This window comes from Bordetella petrii (assembly GCF_020991325.1).
In the GTDB taxonomy this organism is placed as follows: Bacteria; Pseudomonadota; Gammaproteobacteria; order Burkholderiales; family Burkholderiaceae_B; genus Bordetella_A; species Bordetella_A petrii_E.
Map to the genome: position 1 here is coordinate 1 of NZ_JAJMLX010000075.1, position 17,863 is coordinate 17,863.

The 17,863-nt window shown below is 63.7% G+C and carries 19 protein-coding genes; 8 read left to right on the top strand and 11 right to left on the bottom strand.

What is annotated here, in order from left to right:
• Positions 1 to 95: 95 nt before the first annotated feature.
• Positions 96 to 1,154: a helix-turn-helix domain-containing protein gene (locus LPZ50_RS09970; protein ID WP_230660761.1), complete on the bottom strand. Its 1,059-nt coding sequence runs from the start codon at positions 1,152 to 1,154 to the stop codon at positions 96 to 98.
• Positions 1,155 to 1,224: 70 nt separating this feature from the next.
• Here LPZ50_RS09970 and LPZ50_RS09975 point away from each other — a divergent pair, with 70 nt between their 5' ends.
• The 5 genes from LPZ50_RS09975 (at position 1,225) to LPZ50_RS09995 (ending at position 6,209) form a co-directional block, all read left to right on the top strand.
• Positions 1,225 to 1,389, top strand: a complete 165-nt coding sequence (locus LPZ50_RS09975) for an H-NS family nucleoid-associated regulatory protein (protein WP_230660764.1) — start codon at positions 1,225 to 1,227, stop codon at positions 1,387 to 1,389.
• Positions 1,325 to 2,233 carry a hypothetical protein gene (locus tag LPZ50_RS09980; protein WP_230660767.1) on the top strand — a complete coding sequence of 303 codons (909 nt, stop codon included), beginning with the start codon at positions 1,325 to 1,327 and terminating at the stop codon, positions 2,231 to 2,233. The genes LPZ50_RS09975 and LPZ50_RS09980 overlap by 65 nt, the downstream gene beginning before the upstream one ends.
• Before the next feature lie 78 nt (positions 2,234 to 2,311).
• Entirely contained in the window at positions 2,312 to 3,829 is a 1,518-nt protein-coding gene (locus LPZ50_RS09985; protein WP_230660770.1) for a DUF1254 domain-containing protein, read from the top strand.
• 18 nt (positions 3,830 to 3,847) lie between these two features.
• Complete coding sequence (locus tag LPZ50_RS09990) at positions 3,848 to 4,888, top strand: DUF1214 domain-containing protein (protein WP_230660773.1); 1,041 nt, start codon at positions 3,848 to 3,850, stop codon at positions 4,886 to 4,888.
• A gap of 232 nt (positions 4,889 to 5,120) precedes the next feature.
• Positions 5,121 to 6,209: a mechanosensitive ion channel family protein gene (locus LPZ50_RS09995; protein ID WP_230660776.1), complete on the top strand. Its 1,089-nt coding sequence runs from the start codon at positions 5,121 to 5,123 to the stop codon at positions 6,207 to 6,209.
• Here the strand turns inward: LPZ50_RS09995 and LPZ50_RS10000 are convergent.
• Entirely contained in the window at positions 6,206 to 6,940 is a 735-nt protein-coding gene (locus LPZ50_RS10000; protein ID WP_230660779.1) for an SDR family oxidoreductase, read from the bottom strand. The two genes, LPZ50_RS09995 and LPZ50_RS10000, sit on opposite strands and share 4 nt — an antisense overlap.
• 119 nt (positions 6,941 to 7,059) lie before the next feature.
• Here LPZ50_RS10000 and LPZ50_RS10005 point away from each other — a divergent pair, with 119 nt between their 5' ends.
• Both LPZ50_RS10005 and LPZ50_RS10010 read left to right on the top strand, forming a co-directional pair.
• On the top strand, positions 7,060 to 7,962 hold the full coding sequence (locus LPZ50_RS10005) for a LysR family transcriptional regulator (protein WP_230660782.1): 903 nt from the start codon (positions 7,060 to 7,062) through the stop codon (positions 7,960 to 7,962).
• Between the two features lie 35 nt (positions 7,963 to 7,997).
• Positions 7,998 to 8,990 carry a quinone oxidoreductase family protein gene (locus tag LPZ50_RS10010; RefSeq protein ID WP_230660785.1) on the top strand — a complete coding sequence of 331 codons (993 nt, stop codon included), beginning with the start codon at positions 7,998 to 8,000 and terminating at the stop codon, positions 8,988 to 8,990.
• Between the two features lie 82 nt (positions 8,991 to 9,072).
• Here LPZ50_RS10010 and LPZ50_RS10015 read toward each other — a convergent pair whose 3' ends face one another.
• From LPZ50_RS10015 to LPZ50_RS10030, 4 genes are all read right to left on the bottom strand, one after another.
• Complete coding sequence (locus LPZ50_RS10015; RefSeq protein ID WP_419195586.1) at positions 9,073 to 9,762, bottom strand: anti-sigma factor; 690 nt, start codon at positions 9,760 to 9,762, stop codon at positions 9,073 to 9,075.
• Entirely contained in the window at positions 9,750 to 10,319 is a 570-nt protein-coding gene (locus LPZ50_RS10020) for a sigma-70 family RNA polymerase sigma factor (protein ID WP_230660791.1), read from the bottom strand. The genes LPZ50_RS10015 and LPZ50_RS10020 overlap by 13 nt, the downstream gene beginning before the upstream one ends.
• An 82-nt stretch (positions 10,320 to 10,401) precedes the next feature.
• The gene (locus LPZ50_RS10025) at positions 10,402 to 10,938 is read right to left on the bottom strand and encodes a DUF3455 domain-containing protein (protein WP_230660794.1); all 537 of its coding nucleotides are present in this window, start codon (positions 10,936 to 10,938) and stop codon (positions 10,402 to 10,404) included.
• 108 nt (positions 10,939 to 11,046) lie between these two features.
• Positions 11,047 to 12,489 (bottom strand): cryptochrome/photolyase family protein, encoded by a 1,443-nt coding sequence (locus tag LPZ50_RS10030; RefSeq protein WP_230660797.1) that lies wholly within the window; start codon positions 12,487 to 12,489, stop codon positions 11,047 to 11,049.
• Between the two features lie 88 nt (positions 12,490 to 12,577).
• Between LPZ50_RS10030 and LPZ50_RS10035 the strand changes: the two genes are divergently transcribed.
• The gene (locus LPZ50_RS10035) at positions 12,578 to 13,030 is read left to right on the top strand and encodes a TspO/MBR family protein (protein WP_230660800.1); all 453 of its coding nucleotides are present in this window, start codon (positions 12,578 to 12,580) and stop codon (positions 13,028 to 13,030) included.
• A gap of 14 nt (positions 13,031 to 13,044) precedes the next feature.
• Here the strand turns inward: LPZ50_RS10035 and LPZ50_RS10040 are convergent, their stop codons facing one another.
• The 5 genes from LPZ50_RS10040 to LPZ50_RS10060 all read right to left on the bottom strand — a co-directional run.
• Positions 13,045 to 13,752: an amino acid ABC transporter ATP-binding protein gene (locus LPZ50_RS10040; RefSeq protein ID WP_230660816.1), complete on the bottom strand. Its 708-nt coding sequence runs from the start codon at positions 13,750 to 13,752 to the stop codon at positions 13,045 to 13,047.
• Positions 13,753 to 13,796: 44 nt separating this feature from the next.
• The gene (locus tag LPZ50_RS10045) at positions 13,797 to 14,891 is read right to left on the bottom strand and encodes an amino acid ABC transporter permease (RefSeq protein ID WP_230660803.1); all 1,095 of its coding nucleotides are present in this window, start codon (positions 14,889 to 14,891) and stop codon (positions 13,797 to 13,799) included.
• The gene (locus LPZ50_RS10050; RefSeq protein ID WP_230660806.1) at positions 14,888 to 16,024 is read right to left on the bottom strand and encodes an amino acid ABC transporter permease; all 1,137 of its coding nucleotides are present in this window, start codon (positions 16,022 to 16,024) and stop codon (positions 14,888 to 14,890) included. Before LPZ50_RS10050 ends, LPZ50_RS10045 begins: the two co-directional genes overlap by 4 nt.
• Before the next feature lie 22 nt (positions 16,025 to 16,046).
• Complete coding sequence (locus LPZ50_RS10055) at positions 16,047 to 17,117, bottom strand: amino acid ABC transporter substrate-binding protein (RefSeq protein ID WP_230660810.1); 1,071 nt, start codon at positions 17,115 to 17,117, stop codon at positions 16,047 to 16,049.
• An 80-nt stretch (positions 17,118 to 17,197) separates the two neighbouring features.
• Positions 17,198 to 17,863, bottom strand: a 666-nt coding sequence (locus LPZ50_RS10060) for a trans-sulfuration enzyme family protein (RefSeq protein WP_230660813.1), incomplete at its 5' end; no start/stop codon positions are given.

A 17,863-nucleotide genomic window follows, 5' to 3' on the forward strand; every position in this document is an offset into this window, starting at 1 on the left:
GAGGTGCCCGGGTACTTCGTCAAGGATCTGCAGGAGGGCCTGGCGGCGGTGCTGGCGGCTGCCCGATGAAGTCGCGCAGTTGCTTGGTGCGTTTGTCAGACGCTGCCGCGGGATCGTTTCAAGGTATCGCTGGGCGATTCTCCGAATGCCTGTCGATAGTATTGCGAGAACCGGGACAAGTGCCGAAACCCCCATTTACCGGCAATATCGGACACAGAGCCGGCTGGACAGCATGTCAGTAAATCGCGTAGTGCGCCATTCAAGCGCGCCGTCATGAACCAGCGTCCCGGCGTCATGCCCACGCTTTGGCGGAAAATCAGCTCCAGTGACCGCAGGCTGTAGCCGCTGCGCCGCGCAATGGCGGAAAGCGTGATGTCGGCGTCGGCGCCGGAAAGCACCAGCCGCTCGCAGGCCGTGATCAGCAGGTGGTGGCGTTGTTCGGCCGCGGTTCGTTCAGTTCTGCGTGCAGGCGCGGCGTCCAGCAGGGCGTCCACATAGCCGGCCAGCAGCGACTGGCCTATCGTCGCCGCCAGGTCGGGTGCCATCCCGCCGGTGGGTTGAAGGCGCCGCGCCAAGGCCATGGCGTCGTCGGCCAGGTAGGTAAGCGCGGCGCGGCCACCGTTGCATAAACGTACCGAGTATGCGGCTCGTCTGGCAATGCTCAATGGGCGCTGCCTTTGCGCCAGGGCTGCCTGCCGCAGCCGCTCTTCGGACACGGTGAAATTCACCCAGCGGGATGAGTCTGCCGCGTGATAAAGCAATTCCACGCCCGGCGGATAGATCTGGATTTCTTCCGGGCCGATCGAGGCCGTGTTGTAGCGCGTGATGTCACTGCCTGCCGCCATGAATCCGATGCAAATGGCATCCGCCGGCATGCTGCCTTGTGCCACTACGGGGAAGTCATAACAACCAGTTTCAAGCCGGATGTCACCAAGCGTCAGGCGCTGATGCTCCATGGACGATCTGCGGGAAGAAAGCAGCCGATGCTCGAAGGTGCCGCCATACACAATATCGAAGGCCTGAGATGGTTCGAAGCCCGAGTAGACATGCCGCATGTAAGCTGGGAGTGACATCGCGAGTGTTCCGGGATTTCGCTTTTCGGATAGCAGCCAGTGCAGATTAGCATTACTTTTTTTGCACGCATCCCGTTCCAACAGGTAACCAATGCCGCACAATCGTCCTTCGAAGGCTCGGCCCTGTGCGCCGGAATCAACCGCCAGGAAGATGGGCAGTGATCCTGAGCCAAGAACGGCGAGGCAGGGCGCGTGGTCTGAACTGTCCCGGTTGGTCCGCTACCGGGATCCTATGACGGGAAATACCTGGTGTGGATACGGACGCCCGCCAAACTGGATACGTGGCAAAGATAAAACCAGGTTTCAGGTGGATTGAACTTCCCCGGCATTCACCGGGGCGCTGCCACCAGGCTGTCGTTTCTTGCCAGTTGCGAGGTCAGTTTATGTACAAGAGTTGCTACGCGCTTGTTGTTCTTCTGGCCGGAATTTCCGGCACCGCCGCCGCGAATGATGCCGCGCAGGCCAATAACCCCTTGGCCAGCATGACCGCATTCAACCTGCAGAATTACTACATCGGCAATCTGACAGGGTCAGACAAGCAGGCCAACCAATTCTGGATGCGCTACGCCAAGCCATTCTCGGTGGGCAGCAGCAACTGGATACTGCGCACTTCGCTGCCGGTAAACACCTTCCCGGTCGGCGCATCGGGGTCCACCAAGACAGGGATCGGGGATTTGAACGCCTTCGCGGCGTACCTGATCGATGTGGGCAATCCTGCAATAAGTTTTGGCGTGGGCCCCCAGATTACGGCCCCCACGGCCAGCAAGAACGAATTGGGTAGCGAGAAGTGGTCGGCCGGATTGGTCAACGTGCTGTTCGACGCGACGTCGCCGAAGTTCCAGTACGGCTATCTGCTGACCTGGCAAACCAGCTTCGCGGGCAGCGGCCGGCGTGCGGACGTGAACCTGGGGGCGCTCCAGCCCTTCGCGTTTTACCAGCTTGGCGGCGGTACCTATCTGCGCGCCGCGCCGATCTGGGCCTACAACTTCGAGAACGATGCCTATAGCGTGCCGGTGGGCATCGGTATAGGCCAGGTCGTCAAGCGCAGCAACACGGTCTACAACATGTTTGTCGAACCGCAGTTCTCGGTTGCGGACAGAGGGCCGGGCCAGCCGAAATGGCAGATTTTCTTTGGGTTGAACATGCAGTTTCCCAATTGACGGGCCCTGTCCTCACGGCACCCGATTGCCAGATGGTTCATCAAGGAGAAAGTGATGGTTTTTCGTGGAAAGCTGAACATGGCTGCAGCGTGCGCGGTTCCGCTCGTCATAGGCGCTGCCCTGGTTGCCCCCGTCCAGGCTGACACCAGCCGTTTCGAGGCCCTGGCCGGTGCCCCATTCAAGGAAAACCGGCCCACGGCCGAGACTGCCAGCACGCTGATGGATGAACTGCTGTTCCAGCGCGCGACGCAAACCTATCTATGGGCCATGCCGCTGCTCAATACCATGGGCATGCGCGATGGCTTCGCGGATTCCTACCGCCCCACCTACAACACCATGGCCATCTGGGAAAAACGCCTGGATGCCAAAACCCTGATCACCACGCCGAATTCCGACCTGATCTACGGCATGGTGTTCGTTAACCTGGCGGATACCGGTCCCCTGGTGTTCGAGGCGCCGCCCAAGTTGCAAGGCATTCTGCTGGATTTCTGGCAGCGGCCAATTCCGGTGGATGGCGGCAAGTTCTTCGGCGACCTTGGGTTGCCCGGCCCCGACGGCGGCGCCGGTGGCAAGTTCCTGATACTGCCGCCCGGATACCAGGGCGATGTGCCCGAGGGCTATTACGTATATCGATCGGGCACCAACAACGTCTTCATCTTCCTGCGTTCGTTCTACCAGAGCCTGGACAATATCCAGCCCGCGGTGGACGTGCTGAAGCAGTCGGTACTGTATCCCCTGGGCAAGAAAGACACTGCCAAGAAAATGGAGTTTTTCGATGCTTCGGGCAAGTCTCACAACATGCTGCCGCGCACCGACGCCCAGGCATTCCAGCAACTGAAGTATTTGGTGGACACCGAAGGCAGCAATCTTGCCGGCCCCGACTGGCTGGGAATGCTGGCCGGCCTGGGTATCGTCAAGGGAAAACCGTTCGAGCCGGACGCGCACACCAGGAAAATTCTTTCCAGCGCGGCGCAGACGGCCTACAAGACCAGCCGTGTCATCGGCCTGCAGGGAAAATCCGGCGGCGTCGACCTGCGCGTATACAAGGACAGGCAATGGGTGAACCCCATCAACAATATGGTCGCGCGTTGGCCCGAATCGTTGGTGGATCTGGGTTTTGCGTCGCGTGAGGGCGGTTACCGGGACATCGACGGCCGGGCATGGTTCTTCACCGATTACTACTCGATCAGCCCGGGCATGGTGTCGATGACGCCCGGCAAGGGCGCGTATTACATGATCGCCTTCGACGACCAGGCTGGCGAACCCTTGGTAGGCGCGAACAACTACAAGGTGACTTTGCCGGCCAATATTCCGGCGGAGCTGTTCTGGTCGGTCACCCTGTATGAAGCCGAGAACGCCTCGGGCCTGGCCAACGGCCAGCCGTTTCCCTCGCTGGGCAAGCTGAATCATCCGAAGCAGAACGCCGACGGCAGTACCACCTTGTATATCGGCCCGAAAGCCCCCAAGGGCGAAGAGAAGAACTGGCTGGCCACTGTTCCCGATCGCGGTTTCTTTGCCATTCTGCGCCTTTATGCCCCTTCGCAGCCGGCGCTGGATGGCAGCTGGAAGCCGGGCGATATTCAGCGTGTCGAGTGAACCGATAGGAGATTGACGATGATGCCCAAGGTCCCCTTTGCCGGGATGGTTTTGATTTTTTGCCTGGCCACCGGCACCGCCACAGCCCAGGAAACGGTCAGTGTCACCAAGCAGAATTTCGCGCAGGCCATGACCGACCTGGCCATGCAGAAAGAATTTGCCCAGGGCGCGGACAATACCTGGAATCACCATCGCCGGCCCATGCCGCTTGACGAGCAGCCAGCGCCGCTGATGAACAGGGATACCGTCTATTCATTCGCCATCCTGGACGGCGGCGGGGATGTTGCTATCACCCTGCCCGAGAATGATGGGCGCTATATGTCGCTGCACGTAATGGAACACGATCACATTACTTATCAGGTGTTCTATGGCCCTGGCCGCTACGTGATTCCGGCCTCTAAAACCACCGATTTTTTCTACGCCAACGTCCGCATGCAGGTCAATGCGGCAGACCCGGCAGATGTCAAGAAGGTGAACGGATACCAGGACCAGTTGAATATCGAGTTCCTGAATGGGTATGAACCGAAGCCGTTCAGGGTCACCAACTGGAACATGGAAGAGTTCGAGCAGGTTCGCAAGGGCTATGTCGCCCAGGCGCAGAAGCAGGGCGTCACGGGCACCATGGGCACGGTGGACGAGCCTGTGTCCCTGGAGGCGCGCAATCGCGGGGTAGCCATTGCCACGGGCCTGCTGCCTGACAAGGATGCCGTCTATCTGACCGCCATGCACGAAGTGCAGATGGGCAAGACCTACAAGGCGACCTTTGCCGTGCCGGCAATGGCCGACCCCAAGCTGGGGTTCTATTCGGTAACGGTCTACGGCGATGATCAATACCTGAAAACCGACCAAGGTTCCACCATCAGCAATAGCGAGATCAAGCTGAATCCGGACGGCAAGACTTTCGACATTTATTTCGTGCCAGAAAGCGAGTATGGCAAGGGAAAACATGCCAACGAACTCATCATTCCAACGGCTCCGTTCTGGACTTGCATGCGCATTTACATGCCGGGCCCGTCGGTGGTGAAGGGCGAGTACAAGTTGCCCAAGCTCGAGGGCTGACAGGCCAGTTCGCCGCGAACCGTTATTTAACACCCAGCAAGGGACGCCGCACGCGGAATACGCTGGGCCGTCCCTTATTGCCTAAGGCCCGATTCTTGCTGCGGCCGGGGTTTACATCGGCTGCACCCCTTCGAGGCGGAGGCAGGCCGGCTCGCCTGCGCCAATCGGCGGCTGAGGCAGGATAAAGGTCCGGGCGCCTGAGCCCGCCGATTTTCCCCGGGGGGTTCTGATAATGGACGCGATCAGCGATTTTTTCTCCGGCCTCGAGTTCCTGGGTATTCCCGCGGCCAACTGGCTGCTGGCCGCGGTCCTGGCCCTAGTGGTATTCGTGGCGGCCAGGCTGGCCGTCAGCCTGCTGGTCCGAAGGCTGCAAAGCGGCACCCGGGCGGCCACGCAATTCACCGAGGTCATCAGCATCGCCGCGGCTGCCACCAGCAATACCTTGCTGGCCCTGGCGTCCATCCTGGTCGGCGCCGGCGTGCTGGACCTGCCCGCGCGCTGGGCGGATCGCGTCAGTTCGTTGTGGTTCGTCGTGGCGGTACTGCAGGTAGCGCTGTGGGCGCATCGCGCGGTGGGGCTGGGCTTGCTGCATTGCTTCAGAACCCATGCCACGGCCCAGGGCACGCAGGTCGGCGCCCTGGCCTCGCTGTCGGTGTGGGGCGCCAAGGTCTTGCTATGGACCATTGTGCTGCTGGCCATGCTGTCGAACATGGGGGTCAACATCACCGCCTTCGTCGCCAGCCTGGGGGTGGGCGGCATCGCGCTGGCCCTGGCGGTGCAGAACATCCTGGGCGACCTGTTCGCGTCCCTGTCCATTGCGGTGGACAAGCCGTTCGAAGTGGGCGACTTCATCGTGGTGAATTCACAGGCGGGCACGGTGGAACATGTCGGCCTGAAAACCACCCGCATCCGCAGCCTGGGCGGCGAGCAGATCGTCATGTCCAACACCAAGCTGCTGGGCGACACTATCCAGAACTTCAAACGCCTGCAGGAACGCCGCATTGTCTTCAAGTTCGGGCTTACCTACGATTGCACGCCGGCCCAGTTGCGCCAGGTTCCCGCCATCGTGCAGGACATCATCCAGTCGCAGGCCCAGACCCGCTTCGACCGCTGCCACTTCATGAACTTCGGCGACAGTTCGCTGGATTTCGAGGTGGTGTATATCGTGCTGGATCCCGGCTACAACGTGTACATGGATATCCAGCAGTCCATCAATATCGCCATGATCGAGAAGTTCGCGGATATCGGCGCCGAATTCGCCTTCCCGACCCGCACGCTGTACATGGCCCCGCAGGGCCCGGCGCCCGCCGATCCGGCCTAGACGATGCCGCCGTTGGCCCGCAGGGTCTGGCCGTTGATCCACGCGCCCTGCGGCCCGGCCAGGAAGGCCACCACGCGGGCAATATCTTCCGGCTGGCCCAGGCGTTCCAGCGGGTTCATCTTGGCCATGCGCTCGACCAGTTCGGGGCTTTTGCCTTCCAGGAACAGTTCCGTGGCAACCGGGCCGGGCGCCACGCTGTTCACGCTGATCTCGCGGCCGCGCAGTTCCTGCGCCAGTACTTGTGTCAGGCCTTCCACCGCGGCCTTGGTGGCGATGTATACCCCATAGGTGGGCAGCCGCATGCCGATGACGCTGGACGAGAAGTTGATGATGCGCCCGCCGTTGCGCACGCGCCTGGCGGCCTCGCGGCTGACATTGAACGCGCCTTTCAGGTTGATGCCTATGGTCTGGTCGAATGTCTGGTCGTCGAAGTCGGCGATATTGGCCAGTTTCAGCACGCCGGCGCTGTTCACCACGACGTCCACGCCGCCAAACGCGTCCTGGGCGGCATCGAACAAGGCGGCCACCGCGGCGGGGTCGGCCACGTCGGCCTGCACGGCGATGGCGGTGCCTTTGCCGGCCTGGATGCGCTCGACGACCTGCCGGGCGGCATCCGCGTTGCCGGCGTAGTTCACCACCACCTTGAAGCCGTCGCGGGCCAGGTGCAGGGCCGTTTCCGCGCCTATGCCGCGCGAGGATCCGGTAACGATTGCGACTTTGTCGGTGTGCATGCGTTGCTCCTTGAGGTTCCGGGCGCCAGTTCGTCCGGCGCATGGCGTCAATGTAAGGCGCGCCGATCCATTAAAAAAATGAATTGTGGTAACACTAAAAATGACAAATAATCAGCCTCATGGCGAATGCATGCAGGCTGCTCAACGGGTTAGGCGTCGTGTCGGCCGTGGTCGAGGCCGGCAGTTTCGCGCGCGCGGGCGAAAGCCTGGGGCTGACGCAGCCGGCCGTCAGCCGGGCCATCGCCCGGCTTGAGGCGCGCATCGGCATCCGCATCTTCAATCGCACGGCACGGTCGATTTCACTTACCGACGAGGGCCGGCGCTTCTACGAAGCGATGGCGCCCCTGCTGGCCGGCATCGAAGACGTCGTGGCCGATGCCAGCCAGGCTTCGGCGCGTGTCAGCGGCCGGTTGCGCATCAATGTGGACGGGGCGTTCGGCCATCATGTGCTGGCGCCGCGTGTGGGCGAATTCCTGAACCGCTATCCGGATCTTTCCGTCGATATCAGCGTGCGCGACCGCATGGGCGACCTGGTGGCTGATGGCTTCGACGTGGCCGTCCGGTTCGGGTTGCCCGAACCTTCTTCCTACCGGGCGACTTTGTTGCTGGAAACGCGGGTGCTTACCTGCGCTTCGGCCGAATACCTTGGCCGCCATGGCCTGCCGAAGCGCCCCCAGGACCTTGCCAAGGGCCATGTCTGCCTGCTGTTGCGCAATCCCGCCACGGGCAGTCCGTTTGAATGGGAGTTCCACCGTGGCGCGAAGGTAGTGCCCTTCGCCGCCACGGGGCGGCTGATGCTGAATGACACCGGGTCGTTGCTCGGGGCCTGCCTGGGCGGCGTTGGCATCGCGCAGCTACTTGAGTTGTATGCCAGGCCTGCAATCGATAGCGGCAAATTGGCACTGGTCCTGCCGGATTGGGCGGAAGAGACCTTTCCGCTTTATGCCTATCGGCACAATGCAAACCTGGTGCCCGCCAAGGTGCGGGCCTTTCTGGATTTCGCACGGGAACTCGTTGCGTGATGGGCCAGGGGCCCGTCTTCAAAAAAGGACAGAGCATGAAAGACGCCATCACAAGCGCGCGCGCCATCCAATTGGACGGTTTTGGCGGTGCCGAGGTCATGCAGTTGCGGCAGCAGCCATTGCCCGCGCCGGACAAGGGCGAAGTGCAACTGCGCCAAACCGCAATCGGGTTCAACTATATCGACATCTACCAGCGTTCCGGGAAATACCCGCTGCCGCTGCCCACCGGCCTGGGCCATGAGGCCGCGGGCGTGGTCGAGGCCGTGGGACGCGATGCCGGCGGCTTTTCAGTGGGTGACCGGGTGGTTTACATGAATGCCGGCATCGGCGCGTACGCGGACCGCCGCAATGTCCCGGCCGGCAGGCTGGTCAAGATTCCGGAAGGCATCGACGACGTGTCAGCGGCCGCCGGATTCTTCAAGGCGATGACGGCCCAATACCTGCTTCGCAAAACCCACCGGGTGCAGCCGGGAGATGTGGTGCTGGTTCATGCCGCCGCGGGCGGCGTCGGGCAGATCCTGAGCAGTTGGGCGAAGGCCCTGGGCGCCACGGTGATAGGCACCGCCGGTTCGCCGGAAAAATGCCGCATCGCGCGGCAGGCAGGCTGCGATCATGCCGTCAACTACAGCGAGCCCGACTGGGTCGGGCAGATTATCGCCGCCACCGGGAACCGCAAAGCGAACGTGGTCTACGACTCGGTGGGGCAGCATACGTTCCTGGGCTCGCTGGACTGCGCCGCCAACTTCGGAATGGTCGTGCTGTACGGCGCGGCTTCGGGGGCGGCGCCGGCCATCGATCCGGAATTGCTGAACAAGAAAGGCTGCCTGTTCCTGACCAGGCCGTCCGTGTTTCCCCATAATGCCGACGAACAGATTTTCAGGGAAAACGCTGCCGAGGTATTCGCGGCCATGGCCGAGGGTATTGTGAAGCCCGCCATCAGTGCCCGCTTCGGCCTGGCGGACGTCGCCCAGGCCCATGCAATGGCCGAAGGGCGCACCGCCGCCGGGGCTATCGTGATCATTCCCTGACCGCCGCCGATTGCGGCACCCGACGCAGCTATTCCTGGATCAGACCTTGGAAATGTTGGGAGTCGGGCATGGGGGTCCGGGGCTACATCAGCTTTACTGTGCGGCCGATGAACTGGATGGGGCCTGTCGGGCGGCCGACCGGTGAACCGCCTTCGGGTTCCAGTGTCAGTTCGAACAACTGGTTGGGTTCCAGGGGCGGCAATTGGTCCAGCGGCACGCGCAACGCCTGTCCTGGTTCTACCAGGCCCAACGACACAGGTGCCTGCCAGTCATCCGCCTTGGTCCAGAACTGCAGCGTGCGGCCGGCCGGTACTTGAGTGGGCGCCAAGGGCAAAAGTTCGATCGTACGGGCCTGCGCTTGCACCAGCCAGCCTGGTGCCTGCGACTGCGGTGCCACCAGCACCACCAAGTACTGCGGAGCCTGAGCTGTTGGCCGCACAAAGACCAGGGCCGCCATCAATGCCGCGGCCGCAAACCCGGCAGCCGACAGGCCACGCCAGAATGCCAGGCTGTGCCACCAGCCGTGGCCTTGCGGGGCCGCCGGGCGGGTGCTGGCGGCAATGCGGCGCCACAGCCCGGCCGACGGGGTTTTCGGCCGGGCCAGCGAGGCCAGCGGCAACAGGCGTTCTTCCCATTCGTCCACGGCGCGCGCAAGGGCCTGGTCGTGTTTCAGCCGCTGCTGCACCGCCTGCCGTTGCGAGGCATCCAGGGTGCCCAGCACGTACTCGGCGGCCAGTTGGTCGAGTTCGTCGTCGGTGCTCATGACAGGCATTCTTTCAGCGCTTTCAGGCTGCGGGAAATCCAGGCCTTGACCGTGCCCAGCGGCGTGCTCAGGCGGACGGCGATCTCTGCATGTGTCAGTCCGTCCAGGTAGGCATGCATGATGCAGCGCCGCCGTTCAGGCGGCAGAGTGTCCAGGCAGGGCTGCATGCGGGTGGCATAGTCGCTCCAGTCTGGCGCGGCGCGCGCGTCCCGCCACGAGGCAAGGGCGGCATCGCTGTCCAGGCGGGCGCTTTCCGCTTCATCCAGTGTGGCAGTGCGCGCGTGGTTGCGCACGAAATTCAGCGCCAGGTGCCGAGTGATGCTGTATATCCAGCCACGCCCGGAACCCCGGACAGGGTCGAAGCGCGCGGCTTCTTTCCAGATGCTGACAAAGGCGTCATGCACGATATCTTCGGCCAGCGCCGCGTCGCCCACGATGCGGCGCGCCACGCCCAGCAGGCGGGGGCTTTCGTGGCGATAAAGGTGTTCCAATGCCTCATGCCGCCCCGCGGCGCAAGCGTTCAGGACAGCTTCGTAGTCGAATTCCACCTCTGGACGATTCGCCATGATCCTCTCGGCAAACTGGCACGCTGCCAGTTTGCCGGATGATACAGGGAAGCGCCGCGAGCCACTACGGCGCCGGAAGAACCTACATGGCTTTCCAGAAAATGTAGTCGGCCTGATAGGGCACGGTGGTGCGCTGGCCCACGGTGCAGGCGGTTTGCGGCGCCACGCCTCCCTTGAGGGCCACGCGCTGGATATAGGTAGTGCCTGTCAGCGCCCCGCTACCCATGACGGGGTTGGCCTGCACCAGTTGGTAGGGAAGGTTGCCCGCCCCGGCGGGTGCAACCGCCAACTGCTTGCCAGTAAGCTTGGATCCGTCCATGGCTTCCCACGTTGCGGGCGGCCCGTAGTAGGTGCCCACCTGCTTGCCGTGGCGGTCTTTCAACACGGCCTTGGGCCCGGCGAAGACCCATTCCGCCTGGCCGCCCATATTGGCCTTGGGCTTGCATTCGTACGTGATGTCGCCGGTGCCCACCGTTTCCCAGGCCACGCGGTGCCCGGCAGGCACCTGCACGCTTGGCGGAATGCCCTCCTGGGAATAGGGTTTGGAAGCCATGGAGCTGCATGCCGTCAGCATGGCGGCGCCGAGTAGCGCGGAAGCGGAAAGCGGGAAGGACTTCATGATGGATCTCCTTGGTCGAGGCCGCCGCGAAAACAGCGTGCCTGTACAGGTACTACACGCCAGCCGCCAGGCTGGATGCAGTCCACCGCGAAAAAATCCGGGAAGACCTCAGGCTTTCAGGATGCCGTAGCGCGCCAGCGCCACCTTGCGGGCCGAATCGTGGTCGACGACGGGCCGGGGATACGTGGAGCCGAGTTCCACTTCGGCCGCTTGCAGCACGTTGTCAGGCGCCAGCCAGGGGGCGTGGATGTGCTTGTCGGGCAGGGCGGCCACTTCCGGAACGTAGCGGCGGATGAAATGCCCCGCGGAGTCGAACTTGCGGGACTGCATCACCGGGTTGAAGATGCGGAAGTACGGCTGGGCATCGCAGCCGGTGGACGCCGCCCATTGCCAGCCCCCATTGTTGGCGGCCAGGTCATAGTCGTTCAATTGCCTGGCGAAGTAGCGTTCTCCCCGCCGCCAGTCGATGCCCAGGTCTTTGGCCAGGAAGCTGGCGGTGATCATGCGCAGGCGGTTGTGCATGTAGCCGGTCTGGTTCAACTGGCGCATGGCGGCGTCCACAATGGGGTAGCCGGTACTTCCCTGGCACCAGGCCGCGAACCAGGCGTCGGCCTCGGGGCCGGTTTCCCACGGAATGGCATCGTACTCGGGCCGGAACGCGCGCTGCTCGACATGGGGAAACTGGAACAGGATCATGAAATAGAAATCCCGCCAGACCAGTTCGCTCAGCCATGTCGCGGCTCCCGCGTTGCCCTTCTGCATGGCCTGGTATGCCGTCCTGACCAGGCTGCGTATGGAAATGGTGCCGAAGCGCAAATGAACGGACAGATAACTGGGCCCTTTTACACCGGGGAAATCGCGCCGCTCATGGTAGTGGCCCATGCGCTGCCGGAAATCGGCGAACAGCGCCTGCGCGCCCTTGGCACCGGCAGCCAGCGGAATGGGCTGCGCGGGGCGGGAGAACCCCAGGTCTTCCAGGGAAGGCAAACGGGGCAGGCCGGCGGGCGGCTGCGCCAGGCCGCCCGATGGCGGCATCCGGGGAATCGACGCGATGGGTGTGTCGGGCAGCGCCTTCAGCCAGGCATTCTTGTACGCCGTGAATACGCGATACGGTTCGCCCGCGCCATTCAGGATTTCGTCGCACTCGAAAATGACCTGGTCCTTGTACAGCACCAGGTCGCGCCCGGCCTTGCTCAGGCTGGCGGCCACCCGCGAGTCGCGCGCGATGGCCCGGGGTTCGTAGTCTTTGCCCGCGAATACCGCGTCGGCACGCAGCCGCCCGGCCATATCGGGTATGACGTCGGCGGCCGCGCCATGGCACACCAGCAGTTTTCCGCCTGCATCCCGCAGCTCGGCATCCAGTTCCGCGATGCAGTCGTGGATGAACGCCACCCGCCTGTCGTCGCGTGGCAATTCAGACAAAATATCCGTATCGAACACGAAAACGCAGTACAGCGTTGTACATTGGCGCAATGCGCCATACAGCGTGGCATTGTCCTTGACGCGCAGGTCACGCCGGAACCACATCAGGCCGCGTTCAAACTCAGGCATGTTACCCATTGCATGGTCCAGGGTGTAGCCGCTGTCGTGGCCGCGGCTACACCAAATGAAGGCCATGGTATCACCGGGGCACAGCACCATGAACAAATACAGATCGCTGGTTTTCTTCCTGGCCGTGACCGCCGCGGTTGCGCTCTGGAGCGGCCAGTTCAGGCCGGGCGACTGGTACGCGGCGCTGGAAAAACCGGCGTTCAATCCGCCCGACTGGGTATTCGCGCCGGCCTGGACGGCGCTGTACACCATGATGGCGGTGGCCGCCTGGCGCGTCTGGCGCCGGGTGGGCCTGGATGTGTCCATCGTGCTGTGGGGCGTGCAGCTTGCCCTGAACGGAGCCTGGTCATGGCTGTTCTTCGGCCTGCATCGCACCGGCCTGGCGCTGGCCGACATCATGGTGCTGCTGGCCGCGATACTGCTGACCGCGGTGTGCTTCATGCGGCGCGACCGGGCAGCCGGGTATTTGATGCTGCCGTACCTGGCATGGGTGGGCTTCGCCACGGCCCTGAACTATTCGTTGTGGAAGCTGAACGGGTAGTGCCGGCATGCCCATCAATGCAGAATCCGCTGCAGGAATGCCCGGGTGCGTTCGTGCCGCGGCTGTTCGAAAAACTGGCCGGGGGGCGCCGATTCCAGGATGCGGCCGGCATCCATGAATATGACGCGGTCCGCCACGCTGCGCGCGAAACCCATTTCATGGGTCACGCACAGCATGGTCATGCCGTCCTCGGCCAGCGAGGTCATGGTGTCCAGCACTTCTTTCACCATTTCCGGATCCAGGGCCGAGGTGGGTTCGTCGAACAGCATGATGCGCGGCTGCATGCACAGCGACCGCGCGATCGCCACGCGCTGCTGCTGTCCGCCCGACAGCTGGGCGGGATACTTGCCGGCCTGGTCGGGGATGCGCACGCGCTCCAGGTAGCGCATGGCCAGTTCGGCGGCTTCGCGGCGCGGCATGCGTTTCACGTGCATGGGCGCCAGGATGCAATTCTCCAGCACGGTCAGGTGCGGGAACAGGTTGAAGTGCTGGAACACCATGCCGGCGTCGGCCCGCACTTCATCGATGGCGCGCAGGTCGTCCGCCAGTTCGATGCCATTGACCACGATGCTGCCGGCCTGGTGGCGTTCCAGGCGGTTGATGCAGCGGATCATGGTCGATTTTCCCGAACCCGACGGCCCGCAGATGACCAGGCGTTCGCCCGCGGCGACTTGCAGGTCGATGTCGTGCAGTACCTGGAAGTCGCCATACCATTTGTTCATGGCCGCAATGCTGATGGCGGCTTGCGGCGGCTGCTGGCTGGTGTTCAACGCAATTCCCCTTTTTTGAAACGCCGCTCCAGCCACATCGAATAGCGCGACAGGCCGAAGCAGATGCAGAAATAGAGCGAGGCTATGAATAAATAGGTCTCGACATATGGCGTCGGCCAGCTGGGATCCGTCAGCGCCGCGCGGCCGGAACTCAGCAGGTCGAACAGGCCCACGATAAGGACCAGGCTGGTGTTCTTGATCATGACGATGGCGGTGTTGGTCAGCGGCGCGATCACCTTGCGCATGGCCTGCGGCAGCACCACCAGCCGGGTCATCTGCCACCAGCCCAGCCCCAGCGCGCGCGACGCTTCCAGCTGGCCGGCGGGAATGGCCTGCAGTCCGCCGCGCACCACTTCGGCCAGATAGGCCGCCGAGAAAATCGTCAGGGCGATGCCCGCGCGCAGCAGGCTGTCGATGGTGACTCCGGCGGGCAGCATGATGGGCAGCACGATCGACGCCATGAACAGCAGGCTGATCAAGGGCAGGCCGCGGATCAGCTCGATGACGAAAATGGCGATGAAACGGGCCATGGGCAGCGAGCCGCGCCGGGCCAGGGCCAGCAACACGCCCAGCGGCAGGCCCAGGCCCAGCGCGCACACGGCAAGCAGCAGCGTGACGGGCAGGCCGCCCCAGGACGCGGTGGGCACGCGCGCCAGGCCCGCCACCCCGCCCAGCATCAGCGCCAGGCATGCCAGCATGCCAACCAGCCATACCGCCACCAGGCGCGGCCGCCATTGGCGCGGGTCCAGGGTGAAGACCGTCAGGGCCAGGATCATGCCGCACACCGCGGCCGGCCGCCATTGCTCGTCGGGCGGATAGATGCCAAACAGGATCTGCCGCATTTTCTCTGCCAGGAAGGCCCAGCAGGCACCGTCGGCGCGCCGGCAAACGTCGGCGGCCTCGCCCGGCCAGACCGCCTGCAATACCGACCAGTCGATGAAGCGGCCCAGCGCCAAGCCGGCCAGCGCCAGCGCCAGCAGGGTGGCCAGGCAGCTGGGCACATTGCCGAACAGGCGGTAAGACAGGCGGCTGTTGCGGTCGGGGGGCGGAGGCAGGCTCACCGAGGCCTGCGCGGTCATGGACGGGTTCATCGGCGCTCGGTCCGCAGCAGATGGCGGTTATAGATATTCATGAACAACGAAACGCTCAGGCTGATGCACAGGTATACCCCCATCAGGATGGCCAGCCCCTCGATGGCCTGGCCGGTCTGGTTGATCATGGTGGTAATGACGAAAGACAGGTCCGGGTACCCGACCGCAAGCGCCAGCGTGGTGTTCTTGATGATGGAAAGGTACTGGCTGGTCATGGGGGGAACAATGACGCGCAGCGCCTGGGGAACCACGACCTGCCGCAATGTGGTCCAGCGCTTCAGTCCCAGGGACTGCGCGGCTTCCCATTGGCCCAGTGATACGGCCTCGATGCCGCCGCGGATGATCTCGCCGGAGAACGCGGCCGAGTACAAGGTCAGCCCGATCAGCAGCGCGGTGAACTCGGGCGTCAGGGCCGTGCCGCCCACGAAGTTCAGGCCGCGCAGGGCCGGCGCGCTGGTTTCCAGCGAAATGCCTCGCAGGGCAAAGGCAGCCAGCGCCACGCCTGCCAGCAGCGCGGCGCCGCGCCAGGGAACGCCGGGGCGGTTGCGGGCCAGGATGCCGGCAAGGCGCCACAGTACCAGCGCCGCGATCAGCGCAATAAGGGCCGGCAGCAGGCTGCCCTGCACCTCCACGCTGGGGAAGAAGAATCCGCGGATAGACAGGAACACGCCAGGAAATGGGTTCAGTGCCTGGCGCGGCGAGGGCAGGTTGATGGTGACCAGGCTATACCAGAACAGCAACTGCACCACCAGCGGCGTGTTGCGCGCGATTTCCAGGTACACGGTGGCGATGCCCGACACCAGGGGGTGCGTGTTGCGCCGGGCCAGCGCCAGGCCGAAGCCCAGTATGGTCGAGGCAAAGATGACCAGCGCGGAAATGTACAAGGTGTTGACCAGCCCCACCACGAAGGCCCGGAAATAGCTGTCGGTGGGGCGGTAGGCCAGCAGGCTTTCCGATATGGGAAAGCGCGCCGCGTCGGCCAGGTATCCGAAGCCCGTGGCAATGCCGCGCTGCTGCAGATTGTGGTGGGCGTTCCAGGCCAGCCAGCCCACCACGCCGAAGAACGCGCCGGCTATCAGCAGTTGCGCCAGGACGGAACGCAGGCGCGCGTCGTACCAGAGTCGCTTGAACATGATTCAACCCTCGCCAGGCGCATCAGTTGAATACGAACGGGTACATCAGGCCGCCGTTGCGATACAGCCGGTTCATGCCGCGCTCGAGCTTCATGGGGCTATCCTTGCCCACGTTGCGTTCGAACATTTCCCCATAGTTCCCCAGATGCTTGACGATGTTGTACGCCCAGCGTTCGTCCAGCCCCAGGGCCTTGCCATTGCCGGGCTCCACTCCCAGGAACCGGGCAATGCGCGGGTCGCCAGACTTGAGCATGTCGTCGACATTGGCCTGGGTAATGCCCATGTCTTCCGCGGCGATGGGGGCCTGCACCACGAACTTCACAATGTCGAACCAGCGGTCATCGCCGTGGCGCACGGCCGGAGTCAAGGCCTCGCTGCGGCCGCTGGCCGGGAAAATGACATAGTCATCGGGGTTCTGCGCCTGGGTGGCCCGCACCGCCGCCAGCGCGGAGGCATCGGTAATCAGCCCGTCGCACCGGCCGGTAAAGAAGGCCTGGCGCGACGCGGCCGTGTTGTCGAACAACACGGTTTTCAGGTCGAGCTTGAATTTGCGCGACAAGTCGGCAACGGTGACCTCGTTGGTGGAACCCGTCTGCACGCAGATCGTCGCGCCCGCCATGTCCTGCGTGCGGGTAATGCCCAGGTCCTTGCGCACCATGAAGGCGTCGTACTCGTAGTAGTTGGGATACGTGAAGTTGATGCCGTTGGCGTCGCGGCGCAGGGTCCAGGATGTCGTGCGGGGCAGCACGTCGATCTGGCCCGTCTGCAATGCGGTCAGGCGCTGCTGGCCGGTAAGCGGCACAAAGCGCACTTTGGCGGGGTCGCCCAGCACGGCGATGGCAATGGCGCGGCAGGTTTCCACGTCCAGGCCTTTCCAGTTGCCGGCCTTGTCGGGGGCCGAGAACCCAGTAGTGCCGTGGCCCGATCCGCAGATCACATAGCCGCGGGACCGCACCTGTTCGACGGTGGGGCTGTTCGACGGGCTGGCGGCCACGGGCGAAGCCGGCGGCGCGTCCTGCGCCAGGGCGGCGCCGGATGCCAGCGCGGCCAAGCCCAGGGCCAGCACGGTATGAGCGATTCTTTGGCGATGCATGGTCATTCCCCTTGTGATTTGCGGTGTAGTAAATCGTGAACGCAGGCGGCAGGCTCTTGGCGGCCGCCGCCAGCGGGTCGTCAGCGCGCCATCGCGCTGTAGGCCTTCAGGGCGGCGCCCAGGTCTGCTTTCAGGATGTCCGGGCTTTCCAGGCCGATGGACAGGCGCACAATGGGCTGGTCGGTAGCGGGAAACACCCGGCCGGCCTGCAGGGGCGCCGGATAATAGGCCGCCAGGCTGTGCACGCCGCCCCAGCTGGCCCCGATGGAAAAATGCCGGAGCGTGTCGAAGAAACCGCTGAACGCGGCTTCGGGCGCGGGCTGCAGTACCATCGAGAACAGGCAGCCATTGGTCTTGAAGTCGCGTTTCCAAAGCGCATGGCCCGCGTCGCCTTCCAGCGGCGGGTACAGCATGCGGGCCACCTGGGGCTGCGCCTGCAGCCACCGGGCGATATCCAGCGTGGCGGCACTTTGCGCCCGCACACGCAATTCCAGCGTTTCCAGCCCGCGCAAGACCAGGAAGCAGTCCTCGGGGCTGACCTGCTGGCCCAGGATGCTTTGGGTTTCACGCAGGACGGCGTAATGTTCCGCATTGTTCATGCTGATGCTGCCCATCAGCACGTCCGAGTGGCCACCGAAAAACTTGGTTGCCGCTTCGACACTGAAATCCACGCCATGCGCCAGCGGCTGGAAGCCCAGGGGGCTGGCCCAGGTGTTGTCCATCATGGTCAGCACGCCATGGCGGCG